This window comes from Echinimonas agarilytica, assembly GCF_023703465.1.
Taxonomy (GTDB): Bacteria; Pseudomonadota; Gammaproteobacteria; order Enterobacterales; family Neiellaceae; genus Echinimonas; species Echinimonas agarilytica.
Genome location: NZ_JAMQGP010000001.1, coordinates 296,955 through 322,186, shown reverse-complemented (window position 1 = coordinate 322,186; position 25,232 = coordinate 296,955). Strand labels below are relative to the sequence as shown.

Annotated in this window: 22 protein-coding genes; 13 read left to right on the top strand and 9 right to left on the bottom strand. The window is 46.8% G+C overall.

The window, feature by feature from the left end:
• Nucleotides 1-21 precede the first annotated feature (21 nt).
• Complete coding sequence (locus NAF29_RS01345; RefSeq protein ID WP_251259681.1) at nt 22-570, bottom strand: glutathione peroxidase; 549 nt, start codon at nt 568-570, stop codon at nt 22-24.
• Entirely contained in the window at nt 567-1,157 is a 591-nt protein-coding gene (locus NAF29_RS01340) for an LON peptidase substrate-binding domain-containing protein (protein ID WP_251259680.1), read from the bottom strand. Before NAF29_RS01340 ends, NAF29_RS01345 begins: the two co-directional genes overlap by 4 nt.
• Before the next feature lie 196 nt (nt 1,158-1,353).
• Here NAF29_RS01340 and argS point away from each other — a divergent pair, with 196 nt between their 5' ends.
• The 5 genes from argS (at nt 1,354) to NAF29_RS01315 (ending at nt 6,027) form a co-directional block, all read left to right on the top strand.
• Nucleotides 1,354-3,102: an arginine--tRNA ligase gene (gene argS / locus NAF29_RS01335; protein WP_251259678.1), complete on the top strand. Its 1,749-nt coding sequence runs from the start codon at nt 1,354-1,356 to the stop codon at nt 3,100-3,102.
• Between the two features lie 3 nt (nt 3,103-3,105).
• Nucleotides 3,106-3,678 carry an SPOR domain-containing protein gene (locus NAF29_RS01330; protein WP_251259676.1) on the top strand — a complete coding sequence of 191 codons (573 nt, stop codon included), beginning with the start codon at nt 3,106-3,108 and terminating at the stop codon, nt 3,676-3,678.
• A 62-nt stretch (nt 3,679-3,740) separates the two neighbouring features.
• Nucleotides 3,741-4,265: an ATP-dependent protease subunit HslV gene (gene hslV, locus NAF29_RS01325; RefSeq protein WP_251259674.1), complete on the top strand. Its 525-nt coding sequence runs from the start codon at nt 3,741-3,743 to the stop codon at nt 4,263-4,265.
• Between the two features lie 31 nt (nt 4,266-4,296).
• Complete coding sequence (hslU, locus tag NAF29_RS01320) at nt 4,297-5,622, top strand: ATP-dependent protease ATPase subunit HslU (RefSeq protein ID WP_251259672.1); 1,326 nt, start codon at nt 4,297-4,299, stop codon at nt 5,620-5,622.
• Nucleotides 5,623-5,643: 21 nt separating this feature from the next.
• Nucleotides 5,644-6,027, top strand: coding sequence for a gamma-butyrobetaine hydroxylase family protein (locus NAF29_RS01315; RefSeq protein WP_251259671.1), 384 nt, complete (start codon nt 5,644-5,646; stop codon nt 6,025-6,027).
• A gap of 10 nt (nt 6,028-6,037) precedes the next feature.
• Here the strand turns inward: NAF29_RS01315 and NAF29_RS01310 are convergent, their stop codons facing one another.
• The 3 genes from NAF29_RS01310 to NAF29_RS01300 form a co-directional block, all read right to left on the bottom strand.
• Nucleotides 6,038-7,897 carry a methyl-accepting chemotaxis protein gene (locus tag NAF29_RS01310; protein WP_251259669.1) on the bottom strand — a complete coding sequence of 620 codons (1,860 nt, stop codon included), beginning with the start codon at nt 7,895-7,897 and terminating at the stop codon, nt 6,038-6,040.
• A gap of 82 nt (nt 7,898-7,979) precedes the next feature.
• Entirely contained in the window at nt 7,980-9,029 is a 1,050-nt protein-coding gene (locus tag NAF29_RS01305; RefSeq protein WP_251259667.1) for an MJ1255/VC2487 family glycosyltransferase, read from the bottom strand.
• 37 nt (nt 9,030-9,066) lie between these two features.
• Nucleotides 9,067-9,585 (bottom strand): phosphatase PAP2 family protein, encoded by a 519-nt coding sequence (locus tag NAF29_RS01300; RefSeq protein ID WP_251259665.1) that lies wholly within the window; start codon nt 9,583-9,585, stop codon nt 9,067-9,069.
• 169 nt (nt 9,586-9,754) lie between these two features.
• Between NAF29_RS01300 and NAF29_RS01295 the strand changes: the two genes are divergently transcribed.
• The 4 genes from NAF29_RS01295 (at nt 9,755) to NAF29_RS01280 (ending at nt 14,675) form a co-directional block, all read left to right on the top strand.
• Nucleotides 9,755-10,642 carry a carbohydrate kinase family protein gene (locus NAF29_RS01295; RefSeq protein ID WP_251259663.1) on the top strand — a complete coding sequence of 296 codons (888 nt, stop codon included), beginning with the start codon at nt 9,755-9,757 and terminating at the stop codon, nt 10,640-10,642.
• A gap of 99 nt (nt 10,643-10,741) precedes the next feature.
• Nucleotides 10,742-11,227, top strand: a complete 486-nt coding sequence (rraA, locus tag NAF29_RS01290; RefSeq protein WP_251259661.1) for a ribonuclease E activity regulator RraA — start codon at nt 10,742-10,744, stop codon at nt 11,225-11,227.
• A 430-nt stretch (nt 11,228-11,657) separates the two neighbouring features.
• The gene (locus NAF29_RS01285) at nt 11,658-13,826 is read left to right on the top strand and encodes an EAL domain-containing response regulator (RefSeq protein ID WP_251259659.1); all 2,169 of its coding nucleotides are present in this window, start codon (nt 11,658-11,660) and stop codon (nt 13,824-13,826) included.
• 30 nt (nt 13,827-13,856) lie between these two features.
• On the top strand, nt 13,857-14,675 hold the full coding sequence (locus NAF29_RS01280) for an SDR family NAD(P)-dependent oxidoreductase (protein ID WP_251259657.1): 819 nt from the start codon (nt 13,857-13,859) through the stop codon (nt 14,673-14,675).
• Nucleotides 14,676-14,720: 45 nt separating this feature from the next.
• Here the strand turns inward: NAF29_RS01280 and NAF29_RS01275 are convergent, their stop codons facing one another.
• On the bottom strand, nt 14,721-15,842 hold the full coding sequence (locus NAF29_RS01275) for a transporter substrate-binding domain-containing protein (protein WP_251259655.1): 1,122 nt from the start codon (nt 15,840-15,842) through the stop codon (nt 14,721-14,723).
• Nucleotides 15,843-16,050: 208 nt separating this feature from the next.
• Between NAF29_RS01275 and NAF29_RS01270 the strand changes: the two genes are divergently transcribed.
• The 3 genes from NAF29_RS01270 to NAF29_RS01260 all read left to right on the top strand — a co-directional run bounded on the left by NAF29_RS01270 (nt 16,051) and on the right by NAF29_RS01260 (nt 21,654).
• Entirely contained in the window at nt 16,051-19,620 is a 3,570-nt protein-coding gene (locus NAF29_RS01270) for a hydantoinase B/oxoprolinase family protein (RefSeq protein WP_251259653.1), read from the top strand.
• On the top strand, nt 19,610-20,338 hold the full coding sequence (locus tag NAF29_RS01265; protein ID WP_251259651.1) for an SRPBCC family protein: 729 nt from the start codon (nt 19,610-19,612) through the stop codon (nt 20,336-20,338). The genes NAF29_RS01270 and NAF29_RS01265 overlap by 11 nt, the downstream gene beginning before the upstream one ends.
• Before the next feature lie 68 nt (nt 20,339-20,406).
• Nucleotides 20,407-21,654: a mechanosensitive ion channel family protein gene (locus NAF29_RS01260; RefSeq protein WP_251259650.1), complete on the top strand. Its 1,248-nt coding sequence runs from the start codon at nt 20,407-20,409 to the stop codon at nt 21,652-21,654.
• 140 nt (nt 21,655-21,794) lie between these two features.
• Here the strand turns inward: NAF29_RS01260 and NAF29_RS01255 are convergent, their stop codons facing one another.
• Nucleotides 21,795-22,223 carry a hypothetical protein gene (locus tag NAF29_RS01255; protein ID WP_251259648.1) on the bottom strand — a complete coding sequence of 143 codons (429 nt, stop codon included), beginning with the start codon at nt 22,221-22,223 and terminating at the stop codon, nt 21,795-21,797.
• Nucleotides 22,224-22,853: 630 nt separating this feature from the next.
• On the opposite strand from NAF29_RS01255, the gene NAF29_RS01250 reads away from it, so the two are divergent.
• Nucleotides 22,854-23,081 (top strand): EexN family lipoprotein, encoded by a 228-nt coding sequence (locus NAF29_RS01250; protein WP_251259646.1) that lies wholly within the window; start codon nt 22,854-22,856, stop codon nt 23,079-23,081.
• Between the two features lie 36 nt (nt 23,082-23,117).
• Here NAF29_RS01250 and NAF29_RS01245 read toward each other — a convergent pair whose 3' ends face one another.
• Both NAF29_RS01245 and NAF29_RS01240 read right to left on the bottom strand, forming a co-directional pair.
• On the bottom strand, nt 23,118-23,720 hold the full coding sequence (locus NAF29_RS01245) for a TetR/AcrR family transcriptional regulator (RefSeq protein WP_251259644.1): 603 nt from the start codon (nt 23,718-23,720) through the stop codon (nt 23,118-23,120).
• Nucleotides 23,720-25,138, bottom strand: coding sequence for a coniferyl aldehyde dehydrogenase (locus NAF29_RS01240; RefSeq protein WP_432763223.1), 1,419 nt, complete (start codon nt 25,136-25,138; stop codon nt 23,720-23,722). The genes NAF29_RS01245 and NAF29_RS01240 overlap by 1 nt, the downstream gene beginning before the upstream one ends.
• Nucleotides 25,139-25,232 lie beyond the last annotated feature (94 nt).

Genomic DNA, 25,232 nt, shown 5'->3' with positions numbered 1-25,232 from the left:
ATAAACAATCATTAATCGTCATCACATGGTGGATTCGATGGCTTCAATCAGATCATCATCTTCTGGGGTCGTCATGGCACCAAAAGATGCAATCACCTTGCCTGAACGGTCCACTACGTACTTGTGAAAATTCCATTTTGGCGATTCACCGGCTTGCTCTGCAAGCTTACGGTAGAGTGGATCCGCATCATCGCCGCGCACAGCCATAGGCTCGAACATAGGGAACTTCACACCGTATGTAAGCTCACACAATTCGGCTGTTTTTCCTTCTTCTTTATCTTCTTGATTAAAATCGTGAGATGGAAAACCCAGCACTACAACATCTTTGTCTTTGTAGTTTTCATACAAAGCTTCTAAGCCTTTAAATTGAGGTGTGAAACCGCAGTAACTGGCGGTATTTACAATCAATAGCGTTTTACCTTTATATTCAGAACACATGTTAACGGTTTCTGAGCTGTTCAATTTACGCTTCATAAACTTCAACGTGTCAGGACAATCTGCTGCTTGTACAACAGCCGTGAATCCCACACTTATTGCAGCCAACATCACGCCAGCGATCAATGCTTTCATTGCCTTTCTCCAATTTTTTTAATGGCCTGATTCAAAAATGCTAAAGCCGCATTACAATCAGGTTGTTCTAATAATAGTTGTTTGTCATCTGGATTTAACGGTAGCAATTCTAACCAGCGATGGCACAGCCAAGTTGCATTATGCTCGTCAAACTCCAAAGCCAGCTTGTGCAGACTCTCATTTTCTTCATAGAGCATGCGCAATTGCTCTGCGAGCTCATATAATTCTGACGGCAATTCCACCGGATGCCAATCTTCCACCGCTTCTGTAAATCCGACTTTCAAACCATCGGGCTCTGCCCATACTCTGTTGAGTCGTCTTTTACGAATGCCACGCACCGTAATACCGAGCAAGCCATCGGGCAGCGCATCAAAATCAACGATCTCAATTTCGGTTGCCAACGGAAACATGTTCATCAGCGTGTCAGGCTTGGCACTGGCATCTAGCATGCACATGCATATCTTGCGGCCACCACTGGCCGCCTCTTTTACCATACGAACATAACGAGGCTCGAAAATTCGAAGAGGTAACATACCGCCAGGCAACACATGAGCGGTGAGCGGAAACAAGGCAAATTCAGCACTCATTGTCATCAGCTCCTTAGTTCTATTGATGATGCTTCATTGTCTGTATTACGCCTGAAAACAGCGGCAAGACCAATTCTGCCACTACTTTTTATTTTAGATGCGCGATTAAGCTTGATGATGCTGGTCAAAAACGCATCCGCGGTTTACAATTTCCGCCCAGCCCGCCTCCGATGCATCAGACTAAATTCTAGCGACTATGAAATCGATTATTGAACAACTTTTAACAACCACCATCGCTCAACTTAAATCTGCAGAAATCATTCCTGCCGATCTAGCGCCGCGTCTGCAAATTGATCGCACAAAAGACAAGAGCCACGGTGATTTCGCTACCAATTTAGCCATGATGATGGCCAAACCCGCAGGCAAGAACCCTCGCGAACTGGCTCAACTCATTATTGAACACCTGCCTCAAAATTCAGCAATCTCTGATGTTGCCATTGCAGGGCCAGGCTTTATCAACTTCTTCGTTAATCCAGATTATCTCGCTGAACAAATTAAAGCACTGCTGGCAGATGAACACGCTGGTGTAACGGTGGCAACTGAACCACAAACCATTGTGGTGGATTATTCTGCACCAAACGTAGCCAAAGAAATGGCCGTTCACCATATTCGCTCTACGGTGATTGGCGATGCAGTCACTCGTACGCTTGAGTTTTTAGGGCACAAGGTTGTTCGCGCTAACCATATTGGTGATTGGGGTACCCAATTTGGCATGCTCATCGCGTATTTGGAAAAGGTTCAAAACGAGCAAGCGGCAGATATGGAGCTATCCGATCTGGAAGCCTTTTATCGCGAAGCCAAAAAACATTATGACGACGACGCAGAGTTTGCAGAGCGCGCTCGAAACTATGTGGTTAAACTTCAAGGTGGTGACGAATACTGCCTGAAGATGTGGCGCAAGCTCGTTGATATCACCATGGTGCAAAATCAAAACAACTATGATCGCTTGAATGTCTCGCTCAGCAATGACGACGTTATGGGTGAAAGCTTGTACAACCCCATGTTGCCAAACATTGTCGAAGATTTGCTAGGCCAAGGGTTAGCGGTTGAAGATGACGGCGCGATTGTTGTCTTCCTTGAAGAATTTAAAGGTAAAGACGGCGAAGCCATGGGCGTTATTATCCGCAAACGCGATGGTGGCTACCTTTACACCACAACCGACATTGCCTGTGCTAAGTACCGTGTTGAGACACTGAATGCCGACCGCGTGTTGTACTTCATTGACTCACGCCAAGCCATGCACTTGCAACAAGCATGGAGCATTGCGCGAAAAGCGGGGTACGTAGGAGATCATGTCTCACTTGAGCATTGTGCCTTCGGCATGATGTTAGGCAAAGATGGTAAGCCTTTCAAAACGCGTTCTGGCGGCACTGTGAAGATGGTCGACTTGCTCGATGAAGCGCAAGAACGAGCCACGGCTTTGATTGCTGAAAAGAGTAATGATTTAAATGAACAAGAACGCAGTACCGTTGCCTCAGCAGTTGCCATGGGCGCAGTAAAATACGCTGATTTATCGAAAAACAGAACTACGGATTACATTTTCGACTGGGATAACATGCTCACATTTGAAGGTAATACGGCACCTTACCTTCAGTACGCTTACACGCGCATCCAGTCTATTTTCCGTAAAGCAGACATCACACCCGAACAATTGCAAGGCACGTTGAATCTCACAGAAGCAGCCGAACAAGCCTTGGCGCAAAAGCTCACTCAATTGAGCGATGTGGTAAACAACGTCGCGGCAAAGTCTTCGCCACATTTACTTTGTACTTATTTGTTCGAACTTTCGGGTCAATTCATGAGTTTCTACGAAGCTTGCCCAGTGAACAAAGATGGCGTGAGTGCAAATGAACGTAACAGCCGACTGATCCTGTGTGGCGCAACGGCCAAAGTTCTTAAAACCGGCTTAAGCCTGCTAGGAATTGCGACCTTAGAACGGATGTAAACTATGCCTCGCGATTATGCTAATCGCGGGCGCCCAGCCGCAAAGAAGAAAGCGACTCGGCGTCCCGCAGCCAAAAAATCCCCGAAGCAAACAGCTTCTGCGCCTTGGTTTATGATTCTCTTGGTTGTGGCGCTGCTAGTTGGCTTCGGCTACTTCTTATATTCCATTAAAGGTGGCGCGCAGCAACAAGCATCTGAGCCACCAGAAACCAGCCCAACAAAAAACAAAACGGTAAGTACACCAAAAAGTGATTTGCCCGAAAAGCCCGAAGAGCGATGGACCTTTATTGAAGAATTAGAAAATAAAGAAGTCGAAGTCGACGTGCCCGACGCGCCTGAAAAAACTCGACCTTATTTGATGCAATGTGGATCATTTAGAACCGAGAGACAAGCCGATGAACTCAAAGCTCGCATTGCTTTTCAAGGGCTTAGCTCTGAAGTGAGACGTACAGAAGGTACCAAAGGAGTTTGGTTTAAGGTTGTATTAGGGCCTTACGATACCAAGCGCGCAGCCGAAAAACATCGTCACGTAATGCAACGAGGCGACATTCAAGGCTGCCAAATCTGGCACTGGTGACTTGAAAAATACAATATCGCCCCTATTTTCCTAAGAAGTACACACTCTTCAGGAGAAGGTTCTTGACCACGATTGTTTCTGTACGTCGTAATGGCAAAGTTGTTATTGGGGGCGATGGCCAAGTTTCACTGGGCAACACAGTGATGAAAGGCAACGCTAAAAAAGTCCGTCGCTTATATAACAACCAAGTATTGGCCGGTTTTGCGGGGGGCACAGCGGACGCCTTCACGCTGTTCGAGCGCTTTGAAAGCAAGCTCGAAATTCATCAGGGGCATTTGACTCGCGCCGCCGTCGAATTGGCGAAAGACTGGCGCACTGACCGCATGCTTCGCAAGCTCGAAGCACTCTTAGCAGTTGCAGATCATACAGCATCTCTCATTATCACCGGTAATGGTGACGTTGTTCAGCCTGAACACGACCTGATTGCCATTGGCTCTGGCGGTTCATTCGCTCAAGCCAGTGCCACTGCTTTGTTAGAAAACACCGAATTACCCGCCGATGAAATTGTACAAAAAAGTTTAGCAATTGCCGGCAATATCTGTGTTTATACCAACCAATTCCAAACCATTGAGCAGCTCGACTACTAGTCGCTTGATGCGTTCACCATAGGATTGAATTATGTCCGCTATGACTCCCCGTGAGATTGTGCATGAACTAGACCGACATATTGTGGGTCAGCAAGATGCAAAACGAGCCGTTGCAATTGCGCTGCGAAATCGCTGGCGCCGCATGCAATTGCCTGACGCTTTGCGCCAAGAAGTAACGCCTAAAAATATTTTGATGATCGGACCAACAGGCGTCGGTAAAACTGAAATTGCGCGCCGCTTAGCGAAGCTCGCCAACGCTCCCTTTATCAAGGTTGAAGCCACCAAGTTCACCGAGGTGGGCTACGTTGGTAAAGAAGTTGACTCCATCATTCGCGATCTCGCCGACATGTCGATGAAAATGGTCAAAGAGCAAGAAGTGGAAAAGAACCGTTTTCGCGCTGAAGAAGCCGCCGAAGAACGTGTACTAGACGCACTACTGCCGCCGCCCAAAGAAGGCTGGAATGAAGATCAATCATCGCAAAGTAACACGCGACAAATCTTCCGTAAGAAACTGCGCGAGGGCGATTTGGATGACAAAGAAATTGAAGTCGAAATTGCTCAACCGCAAGTCGGCGTAGAAATTATGTCTCCTCCTGGCATGGAAGAAATGACGAACCAGCTTCAGGGTTTGTTCCAAAACATGTCGGGCACCCATAGCCAAATGCGCAAAATGAAAGTCAAAGATGCGCTCAAAGCAATGGTCGAAGAGGAAGCTAACAAGCTCGTCAACCCAGAAGATCTCAAGCAAAAAGCGATGGAATCAGTGGAGCAACACGGCATTGTGTTTATCGACGAAGTCGACAAAATTTGTAAGCGCGGCGATGCTTCTGGACCAGATGTAAGCCGTGAAGGCGTGCAGCGTGATTTGTTACCTCTGGTTGAAGGTTGCACCGTCAACACCAAGCACGGCATGATTAAAACCGATCATATGCTGTTTATTGCCTCAGGTGCGTTCCAAATGGCGAAGCCATCGGATTTAATTCCCGAGCTACAAGGTCGACTCCCTATTCGCGTTGAACTAGGCGCACTGAGCAGTGAAGACTTTGTTCGCATTTTAACCGAGCCCAATGCCTCGCTCACAGAGCAATACGAAGCGCTAATGGCCACCGAAGGTGTCATTGTTAAATTTGAAGAAAGTGGCATTAAGCGCATTGCAGAAGCAGCATGGCAAGTGAATGAACGCACCGAAAATATTGGTGCTCGGCGATTGCACACTGTGCTTGAGCGCTTGATGGAAGAATTGTCATTTACCGCATCTGACCAACATGGTGAAACCATTTTGATTGATGCAGACTATGTGAACAAATCATTGAATGAACTCGTTGAAGATGAAGACCTAAGTCGCTTCATTCTTTAATCCGAGCACAAGGTGAACCCGATGAAGCCTCAAGTCACGCACATTAAATTGCATCGAGAAAGTCAGCGTTTAACGTTAACTTTCTCTGATCAGTTAAGTGCGGATTTATCGGCTGAATTTCTTCGGGTTCATTCTCCATCCGCGGAAGTGCAACGGCATGGAAAACCAATTGTGGTGACCGACAAACATGACGTTCGCATGCTCGATGTTCAAGCCGTAGGACATTACGCGGTAAGAATTATTTTCGATGACGGCCACGACACGGGCATTTACAGTTGGTCTTGGCTGCATCACCTTTGCCAAGACCAAGAGCAACTCAAACTGCAATACCAGCAACAAGTGGCGTTAAAAAACGCTGAAAAAGCATTACAGATTCCAATCTCTGTTCGATTTAACGACGACTAACCCACTTTGGCTATTGAACTTGGAATTGCGAGACTTGCGCTTTGAGCGCACTAGATTGCTCGCTCACTTCGGCCGCCACGCTCACACTCTGCTCTGAATTTGCGCTGGTTGACCCTGCAATATCTCGAATGCGCTGTACATTTTGGCTCACCTCTTGAGACACCTGGCTTTGCTGCTCTGTTGCTGTTGCTATTTGTGTATTCATGTCCAAAATACTCGACACAGCTTGCACAATGCGGTGCAAAATTTGGCCAACCTCATTCGCCAGTTCAGCCGACTCGGTGCCCGACTGACTGCAATCTTGCATCATTTCAGTAATTTTTTTGGTGCTTTGCTGCAATGTGCTAATGATTCCTGAGATTTCCTCGGTAGACTCCTGAGTTCGATTCGCCAGACTACGAACCTCATCGGCCACCACCGAGAAACCGCGCCCTAACTCTCCGGCACGGGCAGCTTCAATCGCAGCATTTAGCGCCAATAGGTTGGTTTGTTCAGCAATGCCTTTAATGACCTCTACGACCGCGCCAATCGTATCGCTTTGCACCGCCAACTCATTCACAACTTCAGTGGTGTGATTGAGTTTCTCAGACAAACTCTGAATGTGCGTCACACTGTTGTCCACTTCTTGAACACCATTACTCGCTTCTTTAAAGGTGTTGCCTGCGTATTCAGCAGCTTGCTCTGTATTGCGAGCAATTTCGCCTACGGTTTGCCCCATTTCTGTGGTTGCAGTGGCTACCATTTCTGTTTCTTGCAACTGCTGTTCGGCGCCTTCATGAGTGTTATCGGCTTGTTGCGATAAGCGCTCTACCGCGGAATCAAGAATGTGACTGGAGTTGGCCACGCTTGATGCGAGCGTCTGAAACATCACTAATAACTCATTTAACGCTCTTCCCATTTCAGTAATTTCGTCTCGGCCACTTTCGTCCGCTCGGATCGTTAAGTTTTTAGACTGAACGATTTCTCTCATAGAACTTTGCAATGATACGATTCGAGACCGAATAGATTGACTAATCCATAACGTCAGGGCTAACGATACTGACACCAAGATAGCCACGATAATCACAGCAATTAAGGCAAATTGGGTACGACTGTTGTCAATTGAATCGTTAATCAACTGAGACACCCGATTTACATTTTCAATTGCAGCTTGCTGTTCGGTGGCCAAATTGCCCCGAATACCTTGATCTGCGGTTAACCCCACTATTTTCTCCGCATCCACTAATTTAGTGAACGCCTCTTCATACAAATCCAAATATTGTGACAAGTTAGACTGGTTACCCATGCTCAGGCCACTGGTGCGTAACGACGATTTAATATTAAAAATATTGTCGGAAAAGGTGTCTAAGTATTTAGGATCCAAGCGCAACATGAAGTCTTTTTCATTCCGCCTAAGTTCGAGTGTGTCGTACATCAGGCGGTAATTTTTTTGTTGAAATAATAATTCTTGTGCTTGATGAGCCTGCTTTCGTAACTCTCCCGACAAACCATCCTTGTATGATAAGCCGACTATTTCTCGATACTTAACCAGTTCGTTAAATGCCTCTCCATAAACATCAGCAATGATTTCAAGTTGATCGAGTTCAGCAATGAGCTCTGCGCTAGAATGTGCTTTCATGCGTTCTAGGGTCGCATCAAAATGCCCATCCAAAGCGATAAACCGGTCTCGGTGCTTAACATCCAAATCAAGTTGAAACTGCAATACCGAAGCTTCCATTTTATCCAGCGTGACCAGTAAGTCAGAAGCTTCGCGCTGGAATTGGTTTTGTTCAGCGGCCGTGTTGTCATACCACCAACCTAGGGCCAGCAAAAAGGCTATTGTCATCGAACTGACAACAAGTAAAAGCATTAACCGTTGTTTTATGGTCATCCAAACTCTCACAGCGAAACCAGAGATGTATTAGATTAAACATAGTCAAAAACTAAAAATGTGGTAAACGCTGCCTAAGGTTTTAACATGTTACTGTGGCGTAGGGCGGAAATTGCACTTGGCTCCATAACTCGTCAGCCACTTCGGACATGGGCCGAGTGGCACCTGCTGCAATCCATTGAGCAAGCATTTGAGCCACATTGGGATAATTGACGGGTTCTGCAGCAGGCTTTTCCAACCAAGACGACACCACATCAGCATCTAATTTTTGCATCGTCGAAGCCAAATTCAGCTGCTCTAATGTCAGTACATTTGATTCCTGCTCAAATTGGCGTACCAAAGGCTTCACTAGAATTTTTTTGCCAAGAAACAAAGATTCACTCGGCAATTCAAAACCGCCATTTGCTATCACTCCCTCGCAGTTTTGTAGGTTCGCTTCAAATGACTCTCGGTTTAATGCTCTGTAATGCAAATGATCAACGTCAGCATCTTTGGTTTCCGGATGATAAATATAGAAATCGACCTGCGAATAAGACTTCAGCAACTGAGCAATATCAGCTAACGATTCAAATGGCAGATATACAATGACTTTACCTTTGACGGGCGCACAGCGTTGCATATCAACATTAATAATGGGCGGTAAAATCGCATGTCCAAAATGATGCCAATGCACCCCCACCTTCTCTGAAGTAGGCGCAAAGTATTTCATCACAATTTTTGAGCCTAAGTCTTGCCCAGTTTTGGGAATTGGAAAACTAAACGCCGCCTGATGAGACAATCCAATACAACGAACTTTCTGCAATTTTGCAGCCCAGGCTGACACGGGTTCAAAGTCGTTTAGAATCAAGTCATAGCCACTCACATCGAGTTGCTTAATATCTTTAACCAACTGACGGGCATTCAAATCTTGCATGGTTTTAAACAGGTTTACTCGGCCTTGCGATGTAGCAAAGCTCAGCCCTCCACGCACCTCATAATCACCAAACAAATCCATATTAAAGAGCTCTTCTGGAGCTCTCCCTGAGAATAAGTAATCTACTTTTATATCGGTGTTTTGAAATGCAGTTGCCATTGCTCTAGCACGGGTAATATGGCCATTGCCCGTTGCTTGTACGCCATACAAAATTCGCATCAACTATTTACTTCTTATCTCAAACGGAAGGAGTGGACTAAACCCACATCGCAAGACTTATCCAAGCGGCACTCGCACCTAATGCAAAGCCACAGAGGATATCGGTTGGAAAATGCACTCTGAGTAACACTCGAGAGGCACCAATTAAAGCGGCCCAGGCATAACACAAAGATGCTATATCTGGATAAAATTGAGCCACAACGGTTGCCATTATAAAAGCAGCTGCGGTGTGGCCTGAGGGCAAGCTAAACTTATCGGAAGGCTTTACAAATGCAGGCAATGCCAGTAGTACTTCGCAGGGACGATTGCGTTTAAACACGTTTTTAATGACAAAATAGAATGGCAACTCAAAGGCAAACGCAGTGAGGGCCACTATAAAAAACTGGGTTCCGTGTTGACCATCAAGCAACATCGCCAGCACCCCAAGCACAAGGTATAGATGACCATCTCCGGAACGCGACACCCATCGAGCTACCGTAGCTATATTGGCGGCGTACTTTCGATCTGTAATACTTGCATATAACGCGTGGTCAGCACGCTGGATTGATTGCAACATGTTCAAAATCTATACAGTTCTGTGTCGCTATTAATCCTAGAACCCTTATATGACAGTTCCGTGAAACATTGACGACATTTTAATCACAATTGAATTGTTTAAAAGATTGCTATGAACCTCTAAATACCTGTTAGATTTAACACTATCTGCTTTGACATTAGGGCCATCTATGCGACCCGAACAAACATCCGTTTTCGTGGCAGGCGGAGCATCATGGGATGCCATTATCGATTTAGATGTGCTGCCTCATAACCAACCCGAATCACTTTTTGCCAAGCGCTATCACGAAGCCGTTGGTGGCACTGGTGCGGGCAAGGCTCTGAACCTTGAGAAGCTGGGATTCAATGTCATGCTGCATGTTGTGTTGGGCCAAGATGAATGGGGTGACAAAATTCAACAACGCTTCCAGCGAACCGGCGTTCAACTCCTCACTGATATCGACCCAAATGGCACCGAACGGCACACTAATCTCATGGATGCCGACGGCAGACGAATTAGTATTTTTACCCACTCCGCATCACCCATTCCAGGCATAGACCCTGAACACCTAGCTCGGGCAATGCGCCATGCCGATTACGTGGTCATCAATATCATTAACTACTGCCGACGACTGCTCCCATATGCCCGCGAGCTGGGAAAACCAGTATGGTGCGACTTACATGATTATGATGGCAAAAATAGCTATCACAGTGATTTTGTTGCCGCTGCTGATTACATTTTTATGAGTGATGACAAACTCGATAACCCCAGATCACTGATGGAAAGCCTTGTCGATGCGGGCAAACAGTTAGTTGTATGCACACATGGCAAACGAGGTGCATCTGCACTCACTCATGATGGCCAATGGTTTGCAGTATCAGCCCTGACCGACTTATTCATTAATGATTGCAACGGGGCAGGCGACGCATTCTTTGCGGGTTATTTGTTTGGCCACCAGCAAGGGTTATCAGTGTTAGATTGTTTACGAGTGGGAACAAAAGTCGCGGCCCGCTGTATCAGCTCGGATGAACTTGTTGACACCACATTGACAGAACAAATTGCACTCTCAGGTTATTGAAATTTAGTCTGTTAATCGACTCTTTGATCTAGCAATGGGTTTCCTGCCTTTGCTGGTTTATACTAATTGCAACTAGCGCCTATTTTCGGAACAAGAACAATGGAATACAACACATCAGAATTGTGCGATACCTATGCCGACCTCATCGATGTAGTCGAGCCGATGTTCACTAACTTTGGTGGCGTATCGTCGTTTGGCGGTCAAATTGTCACGATCAAATGTTTTGAAGACAATGGTTTGATCCAAAACATGGTGCAAGAGTCGGGAGTTGGAAAAGTCCTACTCATTGATGGCGGAGGTTCTTTGCGCCGGGCTTTAATTGATATCAACATTGCTGAACAAGCGTTAGAAAACGACTGGGAAGGCATTGTTTGCTATGGCTGCGCTCGCGATGTTGACGCCTTAGCAGAATTAGAAATAGGCATTCAAGCCTTAACGTCAATACCTGTCGGCTCAGAAAGCCAAGGGCACGGCGAAGTTGACGTAGCGATTAATTTCGGTGGCGTGACATTTCTTCCCGAAGATCATTTATATGCAGATAGCACCGGCGTCGTTCTGTCGACCGAGCCTCTGGATATGGAGTAGCTTGTTTTGGTGCGCAACTCATTGGTTGCGCACCAAAATCAAGACTCCACGCACCACTGCTGTACAATTAGCACCCACCTATTTCTCTCTCTGCACTGCCAGAATAATTTTCTCCGCCTCTAGCGCAACTATTTACCTTATAAATATCAATAAATTAAATGCAACAATTGTATTTTAATACGTTATGGCTTTGTTTTTGCTTTGAGCTAGTTAGAAACTCCTGTACTCACCGAGTTTCTGATGATTGCCGCTTGCTCCATCGCATCAGGGCCAGGGAACGGGGCAAGCGGCCTTTTTAACGATTTGCCCCAACTCGCATTTTTTACATTTCCAAGCGCAACATTTCTCTCCTGTCATATAGTTATTATCAAGACCTTATAGAAATAACTCGGTACTTATGGCGCCATCAAATCCTCAAGACATGCCAATCATGTTTGCTCCCAACCCAGACAAAAAACCGGTTGATGAGAGAAAGCGAGCTTCATGGCGAATCCTCGTTGTAGATGATGATGACGAAGTTCATAAAGTCACACTTTTAGCACTCAATAATCAAACCATACTCGAGCGTCATTTGGAGTTTGAGCATGCTTACAGTGCCAAAGAAGCACGCGACAAGCTTATGCAGCATGATGATTTTGCCGTGATATTGCTCGATGTCGTGATGGAAAGTGATAATGCTGGCCTTGAATTAGTGCACTACATTCGTAACCAATTAGCCATGTCAGCACCGCGCATTATCTTACGAACGGGCCAACCCGGCTATGCCCCTGAACAAACCGTTATTCATGAATACGACATTAATGATTACCGAACAAAAACCGAAATAACGCAAGATAGGCTGATCACATCACTTACCACTGCAATTCGATCATATCGGCAAATTAATCTACTCGACAAAAGCTTGAGCGGTATGGAAATGGCGATTCGTCGAGCAGCTTCGAATCACTCAAATTTAGGCTTTAGTCAATTTGCTCAATACTCACTTGAACATCTTTCTCAGATAATGGGCGCGCAGGCCGACGCTTTATTTGTGGTTCAATGGGGATTACCTGAAGTTGTAGCTGGATTAGGGAATTTTGATAACAAGACCCTTCTCGATCAATTGCCCGATGAGCATCAGCATGAAGTTTTACAATGCTTGTTTGACGGTGTTGTCATCAGCCAAGACAACCACTTGTGCATAAGCATCAACAGTTGCAGCCTGCCCTCGGTGTTATTCCTGAAAATGCCAACGCCGATCAGTCGACCCGACCGACACCTCATTCAGAGTTACTGCCAACATATTCGAATTGCATACGAAAACATCGTGCTACTCAAACAGCTGCATCACACCGCATTTGTTGATGAAGTGACTCAACTGGGCAACCGCAATCAAATGCTGGAACGCTTGGATAACCTTTGTGAAGAGCAAGCGCCTGACATTACCTTTGCTCTCATCGATATTGACCACTTTTCAGACATCAATGGCAGTTTAGGCCAACAATTTGGCGACGACACCTTACGCGCATTTGCCATGCGCTTAGAAGCCGAAATGGGTGGTGGTGACTTATTTTATGCACGCATTCATGCTGACGTCTTTGGCATTGTGGGGCCAAGCCAACTAATCAGCGCCAAACGTTTACTCGACCTGTTCATCAAGCCTCTTAGCGTTGGCACTCATTTTTTGCCACTGCGGATTAAAATTGGCCTGTGTCGCCTGTCAGAAATGCATCATGACGGTTTATCCATCATGCACCAATGCAGCATTGCATTAACTCAAGCAAAACGAAATGAGCATTTACGTCATGCATGGTTTGAAAGTGACTACGAAACACGCACCAAAGAGCGTTTAGACATTATTCGGCGCTTACGCCAAGCGGTGAATGCTGGCGAGCTTATGCTGTGGTATCAGCCTCAAATGAACCTTCAAACAGGAAAAGTTGAAGCGCTCGAAGGATTACTGCGGTGGCGCGACAGTGGTCGCTTTGTTTCACCGGCTACGTTCATTCCTCTTGCCGAATACTCCGGATTAATTAATGAAATAGGTAGCTCTGTGATCGACACGGCATGCGCACAGCTCAAACAATTTTCAGAACAGGAAATTGATGTTCGGATCGCGATCAACATTTCAATGCAGCAATTTAGAAAAGACGATTTTTCCCACAATATTCACCAACAAATGGCGCACCACGGCATTGACCCCACCAAGCTCGAACTGGAAGTGACAGAGAGCGTTGTGATGGACGACCCTAAATCGGTCATCAATATTCTCGAGGAACTACAGTCGCTGGGCGTCAAGGTCGCCATTGATGACTTTGGAACAGGCTATTCAAGCCTAAGCTACCTGAAACAGTTACCTCTTAATGCGATAAAAATTGACCGCGCATTTGTATGTGAAATTGAGCAGCCAGAAGTGGCATCAATCGTTGAAATGATTATTTCTCTGGCCGCTCGGTTAGGACTCACAGTCATTGCCGAAGGTATTGAAACACCGTCACAAGGTGTTCGACTCAAATCGTTAGGCTGTCATTTAGGCCAAGGATTTCTCATTGCTAAACCCATGCCAATAGAAAAGATCATGGAATATTTGCAAAGCAACCCCAATTGCCCGTTTAATTAAAACTCAACACATAGACCACAACGACTTTAAATGTCCCCTAAACCCGTGATATTAATGACTGGCTGTTCAAGCGGTTTAGGGCTTGCTCTCGCTCGGCAAGCCCTAAAACAAAGCTACGCTGTTATCGCCACAGCACGTCGTGTACAAGACATCTCTATAGAGCCGCATGAAAACCTTTTGACCCTGTCACTCGATGTAACTCAACCCAATAATATTGCCCATGTCATGGAACAAGCCGCATCATGGCGAGGGCAAATAGATGTGCTCATCAACAATGCTGGATATGGTCAAATGGGAGCCTTATTGGACTTGTCGGCTGAGCAACTCAACCAGCAATTAAACACCAATGTAACCGCCCCAATAGCCATGATTAAGGCTACGCTACCGTTATTTCCAAAACGGCAAGGGCGAGTCATTCAAATAGGCAGTGTCTCGGCCAAGCTCAGCACTCCGTTTGCTGGTGCTTACTGTGGTTCAAAGGCCGCTTTGCAAATCATGTCAGATGCATTAAGAATGGAATTATCAGAACTTGGAGTGTCGGTGTGCACTGTTCAATTGGGAGCTGTCGCCAGTGAATTTGCTAACAACGCTCAAAAAGGCCTGCTCGATGCGATTCCTACGCACAGTAAATTTAGCCACCTCAAGCACTACATTGAAGCTCGGGCAAATGCATCACAACAACACCCAACTGCCGCCAGAGACGTTGCTGTGAAAATTATTCATTCGCTCAACAAGCCCCCAACGGCATACCTCAAAATTGCCAATGGAAGTCACGCTCTACCCTTGCTCGCATTGTTTCCGGTCAAATTGACCGACTGGATTCTAAAACGTAAATTTGGACTCAATTGATCCGATCAATGCCCCAAAGATGGTTACTTTATATGGGGCAGGCCATTATTTAGCGCGCCCCAAATACACATCCATCATATTGTTCCATTCAGGCTCATCGATGACGGTCAGAATTTCTTGATTAATCACTTCTCGGGCGACCGTACTCGGTGGCAAAGCAATACCATAGTCTTGGCGAGCAAGCACAGTTGGCAATACTCGAAGTTGTTCGCTGAACTCATTGCCCACCGCGTATTGAAGAATTGGAATGTCATATACAACAGCCGAAACCTCGCCATCTGCCAAAGCTTGCAAAGCATCTTCAACGGTGTCAGCAGTGCTGTATCGAATAAGCTGATCATGCAATAGATCGGCACTTGTGCTTTGAGCCAATGTCATGACTTTCTTATCATACAAGTCATCAAGACCTTTAATAGACTGCCCTAACTGATTAACAGTTAACGAGGTAGCAATCGCTGCGGTAAAACTTGAAATAATAATAATACTGGCAAACATCCATACCAACGCCACCACTCGGCCGCCCATAGTGCGAGGTGATTTATCACCATATCCAACCGTTGTCATAGTCACCGCCGACCACCATAACCCGGCAGCAATACCTCTGACTGGCGCTTCATTAAACTCTTCGTTGTGGCGTCGTTCGGCTAACCAGACTAAAACGCCAATCACGGCCAGCACAAATAACAATGCACTCACGGCCTTCAAAAATGCAGGCGATATAAAGCGTTTCGTGGCATCTAAAATTCCAACATCTTCACTTTTGACTACCGCTATACCAATACCCGAGCTTAAATACGGATGTGTAAAATCGACTGTTCGTTCACGCTCAGCAGTAATGGTAAGTGCCGCCGCCGCAGCTTGAATGTCGCCTTGAGCGGTAGCCGTAAGCATTTCTTCAATGCTCATTTCTTTAAATTCAAACTTTAAGTCAGTATTCGCAGCAACGCGTCTGACCAATTCAATGCTAATGCCCTGCCATCCATCGTCAGTTTTAATACTAAATGGCGGAGCATGGCGAGTCGCGATCACCACGGTCTTATCCGTGACAAACGCTTTGGGCGGTGGTTGTTGATCTTGCGCGCACACCGATGTGACAGCACTCACCATAGCAAACAAGCCAATAAATAACGTATGTAGTAAAGATTTGATGCCCGATGTATGCCCCATTGAATGGTCCCTTTCGTTGCCTAATGAATGCAAATTGCATTTCGATTTAAATCAAGATTTAGCGCTTCAAGTATATAACTAAGCGACTCAAGGTGTTTGATAATTTAGCGGTTTCATACTCAGCAATGGATTCGCTCAGAACAACGGTTGCCGCCACTTCGAAGAATTGCGATCATGATGCCCATTATGGAATAAAGGATATAGCCGCATGGCACACTGGCAGTTTTGGATTGATCGTGGCGGAACGTTTACCGACCTTGTAGGAAAGTCCCCCTGCGGCAGGTTGCACGTCCATAAATTACTCTCTGAACATGCCGAACAGTACCAAGATGCGGTCACCGAAGGCGTGCGCCGTATTCTGTCGAAAAACAATGCGGTGGATGCGTCAATTGATGTGGTAAAAATGGGAACAACTGTGGCGACCAATGCTTTGCTGGAGCGCAAAGGTGATCCGACGCTACTGGTCATTACCCAAGGCTTTGCTGATTCGCTGGTGATCGGGTACCAGAATAGACCCCACTTATTTGAACGTGCTGTGTCTCGCCCAGAGCAACTCTATTCGCAGGTCATTGAAGCCACTGAGCGGTTAAATCACAACGGTCAAATCTTAACGGCCCTAGACACAAAAACACTACACCGTGATTTGAGTAAGGCCTATGCCAGTGGCCTTCGCAGCTGTGCCATTGTGTTTATGCACAGCTACCAACACCCTCAGCACGAGTTGATTGCAGGTCAAATCGCGCGTGACATAGGCTTCATGCAAGTGTCACTAAGCCATCAATCCAGCGCGCTGATTAAACTGGTCAGTCGCGGCGACACCTGCGTTGCCGACGCCTACTTATCACCCGTGTTGAGGCGCTATGTGTCTAAAGTTCGCCAAGGTCTACATGGCGCCAATTTGCAAATGATGCAAAGCCACGGCGGCTTAACCGATGCCCGCCAATTTCATGGCAAGGATGCCATACTCTCCGGTCCAGCCGGTGGTGTAGTCAGTATGGTCGAAACAGCTCGTCAAGCTGGGTTCGAGCAGATTATTGGCTTTGACATGGGCGGCACAAGTACCGATGTGTCTTTGTTCAATGGCCAATACGAACGCAGCTTTGAAACCGAGGTTGCAGGTGTAAGACTTCGCGCCCCGATGCTTAACATCCATACAGTTGCTGCTGGCGGTGGCTCTGTGTTGAGCTTCGACGGCCACCGCATGCGCGTGGGCCCAGAATCAGCAGGGGCATCTCCGGGGCCACGTTGCTATCGCAACCAAGGGCCTTTGGCGGTCACCGATATTAACGTTATGCTCGGCAAGATCCAGCCTGATTTTTTTCCTTCTGTGTTTGGCCCCCTTGGCGATCAACCCATTGATCAAGTTGCTGTTCAACAGGCTTTTTCTGAGCTTCAGGATTCGATTTCAACGCCAGAATCCCCCAAAACGGCAGAGCAAATTGCCAGCGGTTTTTTACGCATCGCGGTGAATCATATGGCAAACGCCATCAAAACCATTTCCGTTCAAAAAGGTCAGCCCGCCAACGACTTCGTTTTGTCGTGCTTTGGCGGTGCCGGGCCGCAACATGCTTGCTTGGTGGCCGATGAACTAGGCATTGAGTCCATCATGATTCATCCGCTGTCGGGCGTACTCTCAGCATTTGGTATGGGACTCGCCAGTTTACGCGATGTGCAAAGTCAAACCCTTGAAGTCATTTTAGATGAAGCGGGTTTAGTACAGGCCCAGCACTTGGCCCATACGTTGGGGCAGCAATCTCACCGCACCATTACCGAGCAACTTAGAACAAAAGTGCCGCTCCACCAACAAACACAGTTGGCACTCAGATATGAGGGTTCAGACACCACGCTCACAGTGGAACTGGCAAGCGGTAAAGCAATGCGACAAGCATTCGAGTCGCAGCATCAAACTTTATTTGGGTTTATCCAACCAAGTGTGGCGCTGATTGTGGCCAATGTGCAAGTTGAAGTGGAAGCACAAGAACACACACTATCGGCCCCCCAAGCTGTTCGTCGTCCGGATTCGACACCTGAACCGCTGTGCTCTCGTTCTGTGTATATGGGAGATCAGTGGCACTCTACGCCATTTTATGAACGCCAAACCTTGTTAAACGGGCAACAAGTGGCAGGGCCTGCCATTATTGTCGATGACACCACAACTGTGGTGATAGAGCCCGATTGGCGCGCATTAATTGACACTCACGGTAATCTGCAATTATCCCGAACTGCGCCAAGACAACAACAGAGAAACATTGGCACACACGCCGATCCTGTGATGTTAGAAGTGTTCAATAACCTGTTTATGCATATTGCGACGCACATGGGCCATGTACTGCAACAAACCGCCTCTTCGGTGAATATTAAAGAGCGATTAGACTTTTCCTGTGCCGTGTTTGATACCCGAGGCGAACTAGTGGCCAATGCCCCGCATATGCCGGTTCATTTGGGCTCAATGGGCGAGACAGTCAGCGCTGTACTGAAGCGACTCACGCCACAAGCGGGTGCGAGTTACTTGGTCAATAGCCCCTATCATGGTGGTACTCATTTACCCGACTTAACCGTGGTCACTCCCGTATTTGACGAGGCCAATGAATTGTTGTTTTTGGTGGCAAGCCGAGGACACCACGCCGATATTGGTGGCATTTCGCCGGGCTCGATGCCAGCGCACAGTCAGCACTTAAACCAAGAAGGTATTTGTTTTGAGTGTTTTGAGTTGGTTTCCAATGGCGAATTCAATGAGCAACAACTTCGCCAACAACTCTCAGCTGGGCCGTTTTCTGCCCGCAACCCAGACCAAAATGTAGCGGATTTGAAGGCTCAACTAGCCGCCAACCAAAAAGGGGTTACCGAACTCCATAAAGTATTGAATTACTTTGGCCTCGATACCGTGCGTGCTTATATGGCGCATGTTCAAGATTACGCCGAGCTTTGTGTGCGTCGTGCGATTGGTCAACTAACTGACGGGCAATACAGCTACCCATTGGACAATGGTGCTCGTATCGAAGTGGCGATTCAAGTGGATCACCGTACAGCCAGCGCTATCATCGACTTTACCGGTACATCATCGCAAACCGAAGATAACTTTAATGCGCCGCGAGCGGTCACTATGGCTGCTGTTCTGTATGTATTCCGTTGCTTAGTCGACGATGATATTCCACTCAATGCAGGCTGCATGAAACCGATTGATGTCATCATTCCCGAAGGCTCAATGTTGTCACCCGTATCTCCGGCGGCAGTGGTTGCTGGCAATGTCGAAACCTCGCAGTGTGTGTGCAATGCACTATTTGCCGCCATGGGAACCATGGCGCCCGGCCAAGGCACCATGAATAATCTTATTTTTGGCAACGACCAACATCAGTATTACGAAACCATCTGCGGCGGCACCGGAGCAGGATTGCACGGCAATGGAACCGATGCGATTCACTGTCATATGACCAATTCTCGACTCACGGACCCCGAAGTTTTAGAACAACGTTTCCCTGTGGTGCTTGAGTCGTTTTCAATCCGTCCAAATAGCGGGGGGCAAGGGCTGTTCACAGGCGGCAATGGAGTCATTCGTCGACTACGCTTTACCGAAGACGTGGAAGTTTCTGTATTGAGTAATCATCGTTCTCAAGGCCCAGCAGGCTTAAATGGAGGCTCTTGCGCAAGCGCCGGTCAAAATACCGTTTGGCGATTAGATGGCAGCCGCGAGCCCATTGCCTACTCAGCTCATATCTCGCTGCAAGCAGGTGAAAGTATCGAACTTGCTACCCCCGGAGGAGGAGGTTTTGGCAGCTAAACACATATTGGCAGCGGGTGCGCTAAGCATGATTGCTTCGCTCACTCAGGCATTCACGCTCGATAAACAATGGCGTGAACACTTAAATGAGTCGGGTATGATACTCGCAAGCAGACCATTTACGGGACACGGGCAGCCAGAGTTTTTTGCAACCTTGCCCCTTGAAGGCCCACCTCATGCCATGTTGTCGTTGCTACTCGACATAAACCGAGTCTCAGAATGGGCTTATCATGCAGATGGGTCGACCGTTATTACACATCCCACGCCTGATGCATGGCGCGTTCATTCCCGATTTTCACCGCCATGGCCGATTCGTGATCGCGATGTGTTTAGCCACTCTGTTCATTGGCAAAACGTACAAGGCATATGGCTAGAGATAAAATCAATTCCAGATGAATTCCCACCCCAACCTGGCTACGTGCGCATTCGAGATATGCAGAATTGCTGGCATGCCAGAGCGAATATTGATGGCACCGCTACTTTGTATCACCTCGGCCATGTCCGAGATCCAGGCTTGCTCCCTAATTTTGTCATCAATCCAGCGCAAGCGAGCGCTTTAAAAACAACACTCAAAAATATGGCAAAAGTGCTGCCCAGTTATCGTCAAAAAGTCACTGAAATAGGGCTCTCTCAACCACCACATAATTGGCACTACTGCCAACGTTTAGCACGTATTCTCGATTTGAATGAACACACAAAACGCGATCAACCAGAGTAAAATTCAAACTTGCATCCTTGGCCGTCCACAGACACACTAAACTCGCCTAAATACGAAAGAGTATCGTCATGCTTGAGACCCTAATTCAAAACTCAAAAGCCTTTTTTGAACACCATGGATTACCCGATTGGATGGCCACATTCACTCTGCTAGGTATGGCCTTGTTTGCTGGACTGGTGGTTGATTTAATCGCCCGAAGAGGCTTGCTCAAATGGGTTCAAGCCAGCGTGCATAACAATAAGATTAATTGGGATGACGTGCTGTGGAAACATGGCGTATTTAAACGCGCCGCGCATTTATTACCCGGCTTAGTGTTCTATCATGCTGCAGGCATTGTACTCGAAGCCACACCGGTAACCGCTGCGGCCTTTACCAAGGCTGCTGCCGTTTACCTTTTGATCATGGGAGGCCTCACCATTATGGCGTTGATTAACGCCTTAACTGAGCTTGCCGATCTGAAAGACAGCGATAACAAGCTGCCCTTGAGAAGCCTGCAACAGCTCTTCAAACTCATCATGATCATTGCCCTAGCAGTCACTTTATTAAGTTTATTGCTCGATCAAAACCCTATATACCTGCTCAGTGGTCTCGGTGCGTTCACGGCAATTTTGCTGTTGATTTTTAAAGACACTATATTGGGATTGGTTGGCGGTATTCAGCTCGCAGCCAACGACATGGTGCGACGCGGTGACTGGATTGAAATGGGTAAATATGGTGCTGATGGCGATGTGATTGACGTTGGCTTAACCACCGTCAAGGTTCGCAATTGGGACAAAACTATTACCACCATTCCAACTTATGCATTGATCACTGATTCATTCCGCAACTGGCGAGGCATGTCTGAATCGGGAGGGCGGAGAATCAAGCGTTCTGTGTTCCTTGATGTCAGTAGCATTAGGTTTATGGATGCGACATTGCAAGCCGACATGTCGAAGGTTTCGGTGTTGCAGCCTTACCTTCAAAGCAAGCAGGCTGAACTTTCTCAACAACCTAGCGAACCGCTCGAAGCCAGCCCAGTAAATGGCCGACGGCTAACCAACGTGGGCACCTTCAGAGCCTACCTTGAGGATTACTTAAAGAACAGAACGGACATTCATCCAGAAATGACATTGCTTGTGCGGCAGCTGGCTCCCTCAGAAAAAGGTTTGCCGATCGAGATATATTGTTTCAGTGCGCGCCAAGAATGGGCTGTTTATGAATCAATTCAGGCTGATATCTTTGATCACATTTACGCCATTTTACCAAGCTTTGGGCTTAGAGCATTCCAGTCTCCCACAGGGCACGACTTTCAGGTATTCAGCTCACATCATTGTTAGCCAGTTGGGCTCCGGTTAAGCCAGGCATTGAGAGGCTTAACCGGACTGACACTGAACAACTCGACTTATGGCTGGCCGCCACATTCGACCTACCAAGGATCAAGATCTTCAGATACAGGCAATACGCCTATCAGCGAGACTTATACTTTGTATTCAACTGACTCATCTTCAAGCGTACGGCTTTGAGCTACGCCTTTTTTCACCAACGCATCAAGTGTTGCTTTACGCGCTTTAATTGCTTTTGCTGAACTCCAGTCTCCCACTTCTTGCAATGCAGCAAGAGCAGTGGCTTGGGCTTCTGTTAGGTCGGCACTTGGAATCACTTTTTCAACGTTCTTTTTCTCCGCAGTAACTTTTGCTGCGGACTTTGCTCTTTTAATAGGCGCCTTTGCTGGAGCAGCAGTACCTTCGATCAGTCCTAGTAATTCAGTGCTGCTTAAACCTACATAAGCACTGAATGCCTTACCACGTGGCAACGGGTTACCTTGAGAGACTAGTTTATAAGCCCATGCTAACTCAGCTTTTACAGGCGATGTGTTTGTTTCAGATACTGTGTTTTCAATACTCATAGAGTCTTTTGGCTCCTGACAACGTTGAATATTTTAAGAAGGTGGAGAATCATAATGCACAGCCCACTTTAAATACCAGCCCCCACACCACTTTTGACGGCTAAATTACGACCAAGATAACTATTTCGCCACTTTTAGGCCCTCAATAGACGAATAATTCCGACGTTAGGTCACCCGATCTTGTTTTTTAGTGCTCCATTAGCGCTGGATAAGCCCTTGAAACTGGACTGTCATCAAATATTCATACATTTCTCAAACTTCTTTACCGCCATAAATTAACTCGACTGAAACATAAGCACTATGGGTCAGAAAAGCGCTCTCACCCATTTTTCGTGGCCCGACCAGGCCCTCTCTCAAACCTCATTCACCCAACACCCTCACTTGTTAAGAAAACGTAAAAAAACCAAACAAAAACACAACCTTAAACATATAGAAAAACTCATTCTTCTCTGGCATGGTGAATTTCTTTAGCAGCCTAAATTCTCTGAACCATGTTATGAGCTGCGCATGAGAGAGGGCCTCATTCGCGGCTATCAATGATTTTAAAACGCATCTAATAGATGTGTTGCTTTCTAGGGCGCCCACTTAGAAAGTGAACTTAATTTGGGCAATATTTGACAGGAAGTAAGCATGAAGAAGTTATTAGCATTGGTCCCCCTCGCCCTATTACTCACCGCCTGCGGCACTGCAACCGTTGAAGAGCTGATTGAAGACCCAGATAAATTGGCAAAAGTGAACGAAAAATGCTCCACCTTGATGATGCAAGGTAAAAACACCGATACCGAAGAGTGTAATAACGCCCGTGAAGCCATCAACCAAATGACTTCAAATATGCTCAAAGGCTTTTTGGGCAAATGATTCTAAGGAGAGAGGCGCGATAGCCTCTCTCTACACTCATTTTACCGCAAGGCTGGCATACAACATTTTGTAGCTATGGATTTTTAACGCGTCAGGCGCGTCCGAATGGTACATAAAATACTGCCCCATCGATGTAGCCATCGCTTCTATAACCTCAATCACCATCGCTTCTGGAATGACCGCAAAAAACCCCTGCTTCTGGCCTTTCTGAATGACCGACAACACGAAACAAAACAAGTCTTTCCACACGGCTTCTCGCTGCACTTGATTCACCGCTGAAGAGTGGCTGTATTGAATCACAAAGCGCAATTGTTGCGGAAAACTAGCGCACCACTGTAAATAATTCATCCACACGGTTTGTAGCTCATCCATCTCAATTTCAGCTGAATGTACAGGTTTTATATGGCGCGCTAAGTCTGCCTTAATGTCGAGATATAGCGCCTGCACTAAAGCTTCTTTATTGCCAAAGTGATGAAATAGAGTCCCCGTTGCAACGCCCGCTGTTTTGGCGATTGATGATGTGGTGACATGTTCAACGCCATGCTTTGAAAACAAGGCCAATGCAGCTTCAAGCAAACGGCTGCGCTTTTCGTCCATGTTGCGTGTTCGCCGCGAAACGCTTTGATTCACATCTGTCATTATCGAACCAACACCTTAAATAAAACCTTCTGCCACCAACGCTGATACGGTGGAGTGACCAAAGCGGCCGTCGTCAAACGTCCTCGTTTGAACACCGTTTTGGCATGAGAAAAAGTGATAAAGCCTTCTTTACCGTGATAATGCCCCATACCAGAAGGGCCAATACCGCCAAATGGCGCATCATCAGCAGCGCATTGATATAGAGTTTCATTCAACGCAACACCGCCAGAATGCGTCCGAGACAAGACTTCCGACTGTACCTTCTTATCCAAGCTCATTAGATATAGCGCAAGTGGGCGGGGCCGTTCATTCACATAGGCCAACGCTTGATCAAAGGTTTGATAGCTCACTATCGGCAAAATAGGCCCGAACAACTCATCTTGCATCACGGCCATATCATCACTCACATCACTGATCAGGTGAGGCAACATGCGGTGTACCTCATCATCACATGAAGGTTCCATCACAGGTGAAATAGAGGCGCCGAGACGCTCTGCATCTGTCAAGATCGTCTTTAAACGCGCATATTGTCGAGCATTAATAATCGACGAATAGTCTTTGCTAGCAATCCCCTTAGGGTAGCGCGCCAAAAACAACTTCTTAAAACTAGCTTTAAACGCTTCCACTTTGTCTTGAGGACAAAGAATGTAATCGGGGGCAATGCAGATCTGGCCTGCGTTTAAACATTTGCCCATCATTAACCGATTGACTGCAAATTCAATATCGCAATCAGGTGCGATCAGCACAGGCGACTTCCCTCCCAGCTCTAAGGTCACTGGAGTCAGGTTTTTTGCTGCTGTAGCCATCACATGACGTCCCACTTGCGTGGAGCCGGTAAACAACAAATGGTCGAAGGGCAGCGCACTAAACTCTGCTGCGATATCGGCCTCACCTTCGATCACAGCCACCTGATGAGATTCGAAACATTGTTCGATGACCGTTTTACAAACGCGATTGAACTGCGGCGTAAATTCCGACAGTTTTAGCATCACCCGATTACCTGCGGCCAATGCTGTCATAAGTGGACCAAACGACAACATAAGCGGCACATTCCAAGGCACAATAATGCCCACAACACCTTTGGCTTGGTAATGCACTTTGACCGATGCAGGCCATAGCGCCATACCAACATGGCGACGCGAAGGCTTCATCCATGATTTTAATCGAGAAAGGGTATAACGAAATTGTTGAGCCGTCGGCAGCACATCTAGGAGCATGGAATCATAACCAGCACGATGACCAAAGTCTTGGTTAAGCGCCTCAGAAAATTCATGCTGATGGGACAAAAATGCGTGATGTAAGCGTTGAAGATCAGACTTGCGCTGCGGATAGGTTCGTTCAGGTTGCTTTGAAAATGCCTGCCGCTGAGCGGCAAAAAATGAGCCTAGCTCCGAGCGCGTTGCATATATACTTTGAATCGATGAGTTTTCAAAGTCCAGCGACTCACGTTGTTCATTGCTGAATGTTTGCACGTCAAACCCCACTATTGACTGACTAGTCAGTTAATAATAG

Coding starts and splice junctions, on each gene's coding strand:
- NAF29_RS01345 (WP_251259681.1), bottom strand. CDS start 570: ATGAAAGCATTGATCGCTGGCGTGATGTTGGCTGCAATAAGTGTGGGA.
- NAF29_RS01340 (WP_251259680.1), bottom strand. CDS start 1,157: ATGAGTGCTGAATTTGCCTTGTTTCCGCTCACCGCTCATGTGTTGCCT.
- argS (WP_251259678.1), top strand. CDS start 1,354: ATGAAATCGATTATTGAACAACTTTTAACAACCACCATCGCTCAACTT.
- NAF29_RS01330 (WP_251259676.1), top strand. CDS start 3,106: ATGCCTCGCGATTATGCTAATCGCGGGCGCCCAGCCGCAAAGAAGAAA.
- hslU (WP_251259672.1), top strand. CDS start 4,297: ATGTCCGCTATGACTCCCCGTGAGATTGTGCATGAACTAGACCGACAT.
- NAF29_RS01315 (WP_251259671.1), top strand. CDS start 5,644: ATGAAGCCTCAAGTCACGCACATTAAATTGCATCGAGAAAGTCAGCGT.
- NAF29_RS01310 (WP_251259669.1), bottom strand. CDS start 7,897: ATGACCATAAAACAACGGTTAATGCTTTTACTTGTTGTCAGTTCGATG.
- NAF29_RS01305 (WP_251259667.1), bottom strand. CDS start 9,029: ATGCGAATTTTGTATGGCGTACAAGCAACGGGCAATGGCCATATTACC.
- NAF29_RS01300 (WP_251259665.1), bottom strand. CDS start 9,585: ATGTTGCAATCAATCCAGCGTGCTGACCACGCGTTATATGCAAGTATT.
- NAF29_RS01295 (WP_251259663.1), top strand. CDS start 9,755: ATGCGACCCGAACAAACATCCGTTTTCGTGGCAGGCGGAGCATCATGG.
- rraA (WP_251259661.1), top strand. CDS start 10,742: ATGGAATACAACACATCAGAATTGTGCGATACCTATGCCGACCTCATC.
- NAF29_RS01285 (WP_251259659.1), top strand. CDS start 11,658: ATGTTTGCTCCCAACCCAGACAAAAAACCGGTTGATGAGAGAAAGCGA.
- NAF29_RS01280 (WP_251259657.1), top strand. CDS start 13,857: ATGTCCCCTAAACCCGTGATATTAATGACTGGCTGTTCAAGCGGTTTA.
- NAF29_RS01275 (WP_251259655.1), bottom strand. CDS start 15,842: ATGGGGCATACATCGGGCATCAAATCTTTACTACATACGTTATTTATT.
- NAF29_RS01270 (WP_251259653.1), top strand. CDS start 16,051: ATGGCACACTGGCAGTTTTGGATTGATCGTGGCGGAACGTTTACCGAC.
- NAF29_RS01260 (WP_251259650.1), top strand. CDS start 20,407: ATGCTTGAGACCCTAATTCAAAACTCAAAAGCCTTTTTTGAACACCAT.
- NAF29_RS01255 (WP_251259648.1), bottom strand. CDS start 22,223: ATGAGTATTGAAAACACAGTATCTGAAACAAACACATCGCCTGTAAAA.
- NAF29_RS01250 (WP_251259646.1), top strand. CDS start 22,854: ATGAAGAAGTTATTAGCATTGGTCCCCCTCGCCCTATTACTCACCGCC.
- NAF29_RS01245 (WP_251259644.1), bottom strand. CDS start 23,720: ATGACAGATGTGAATCAAAGCGTTTCGCGGCGAACACGCAACATGGAC.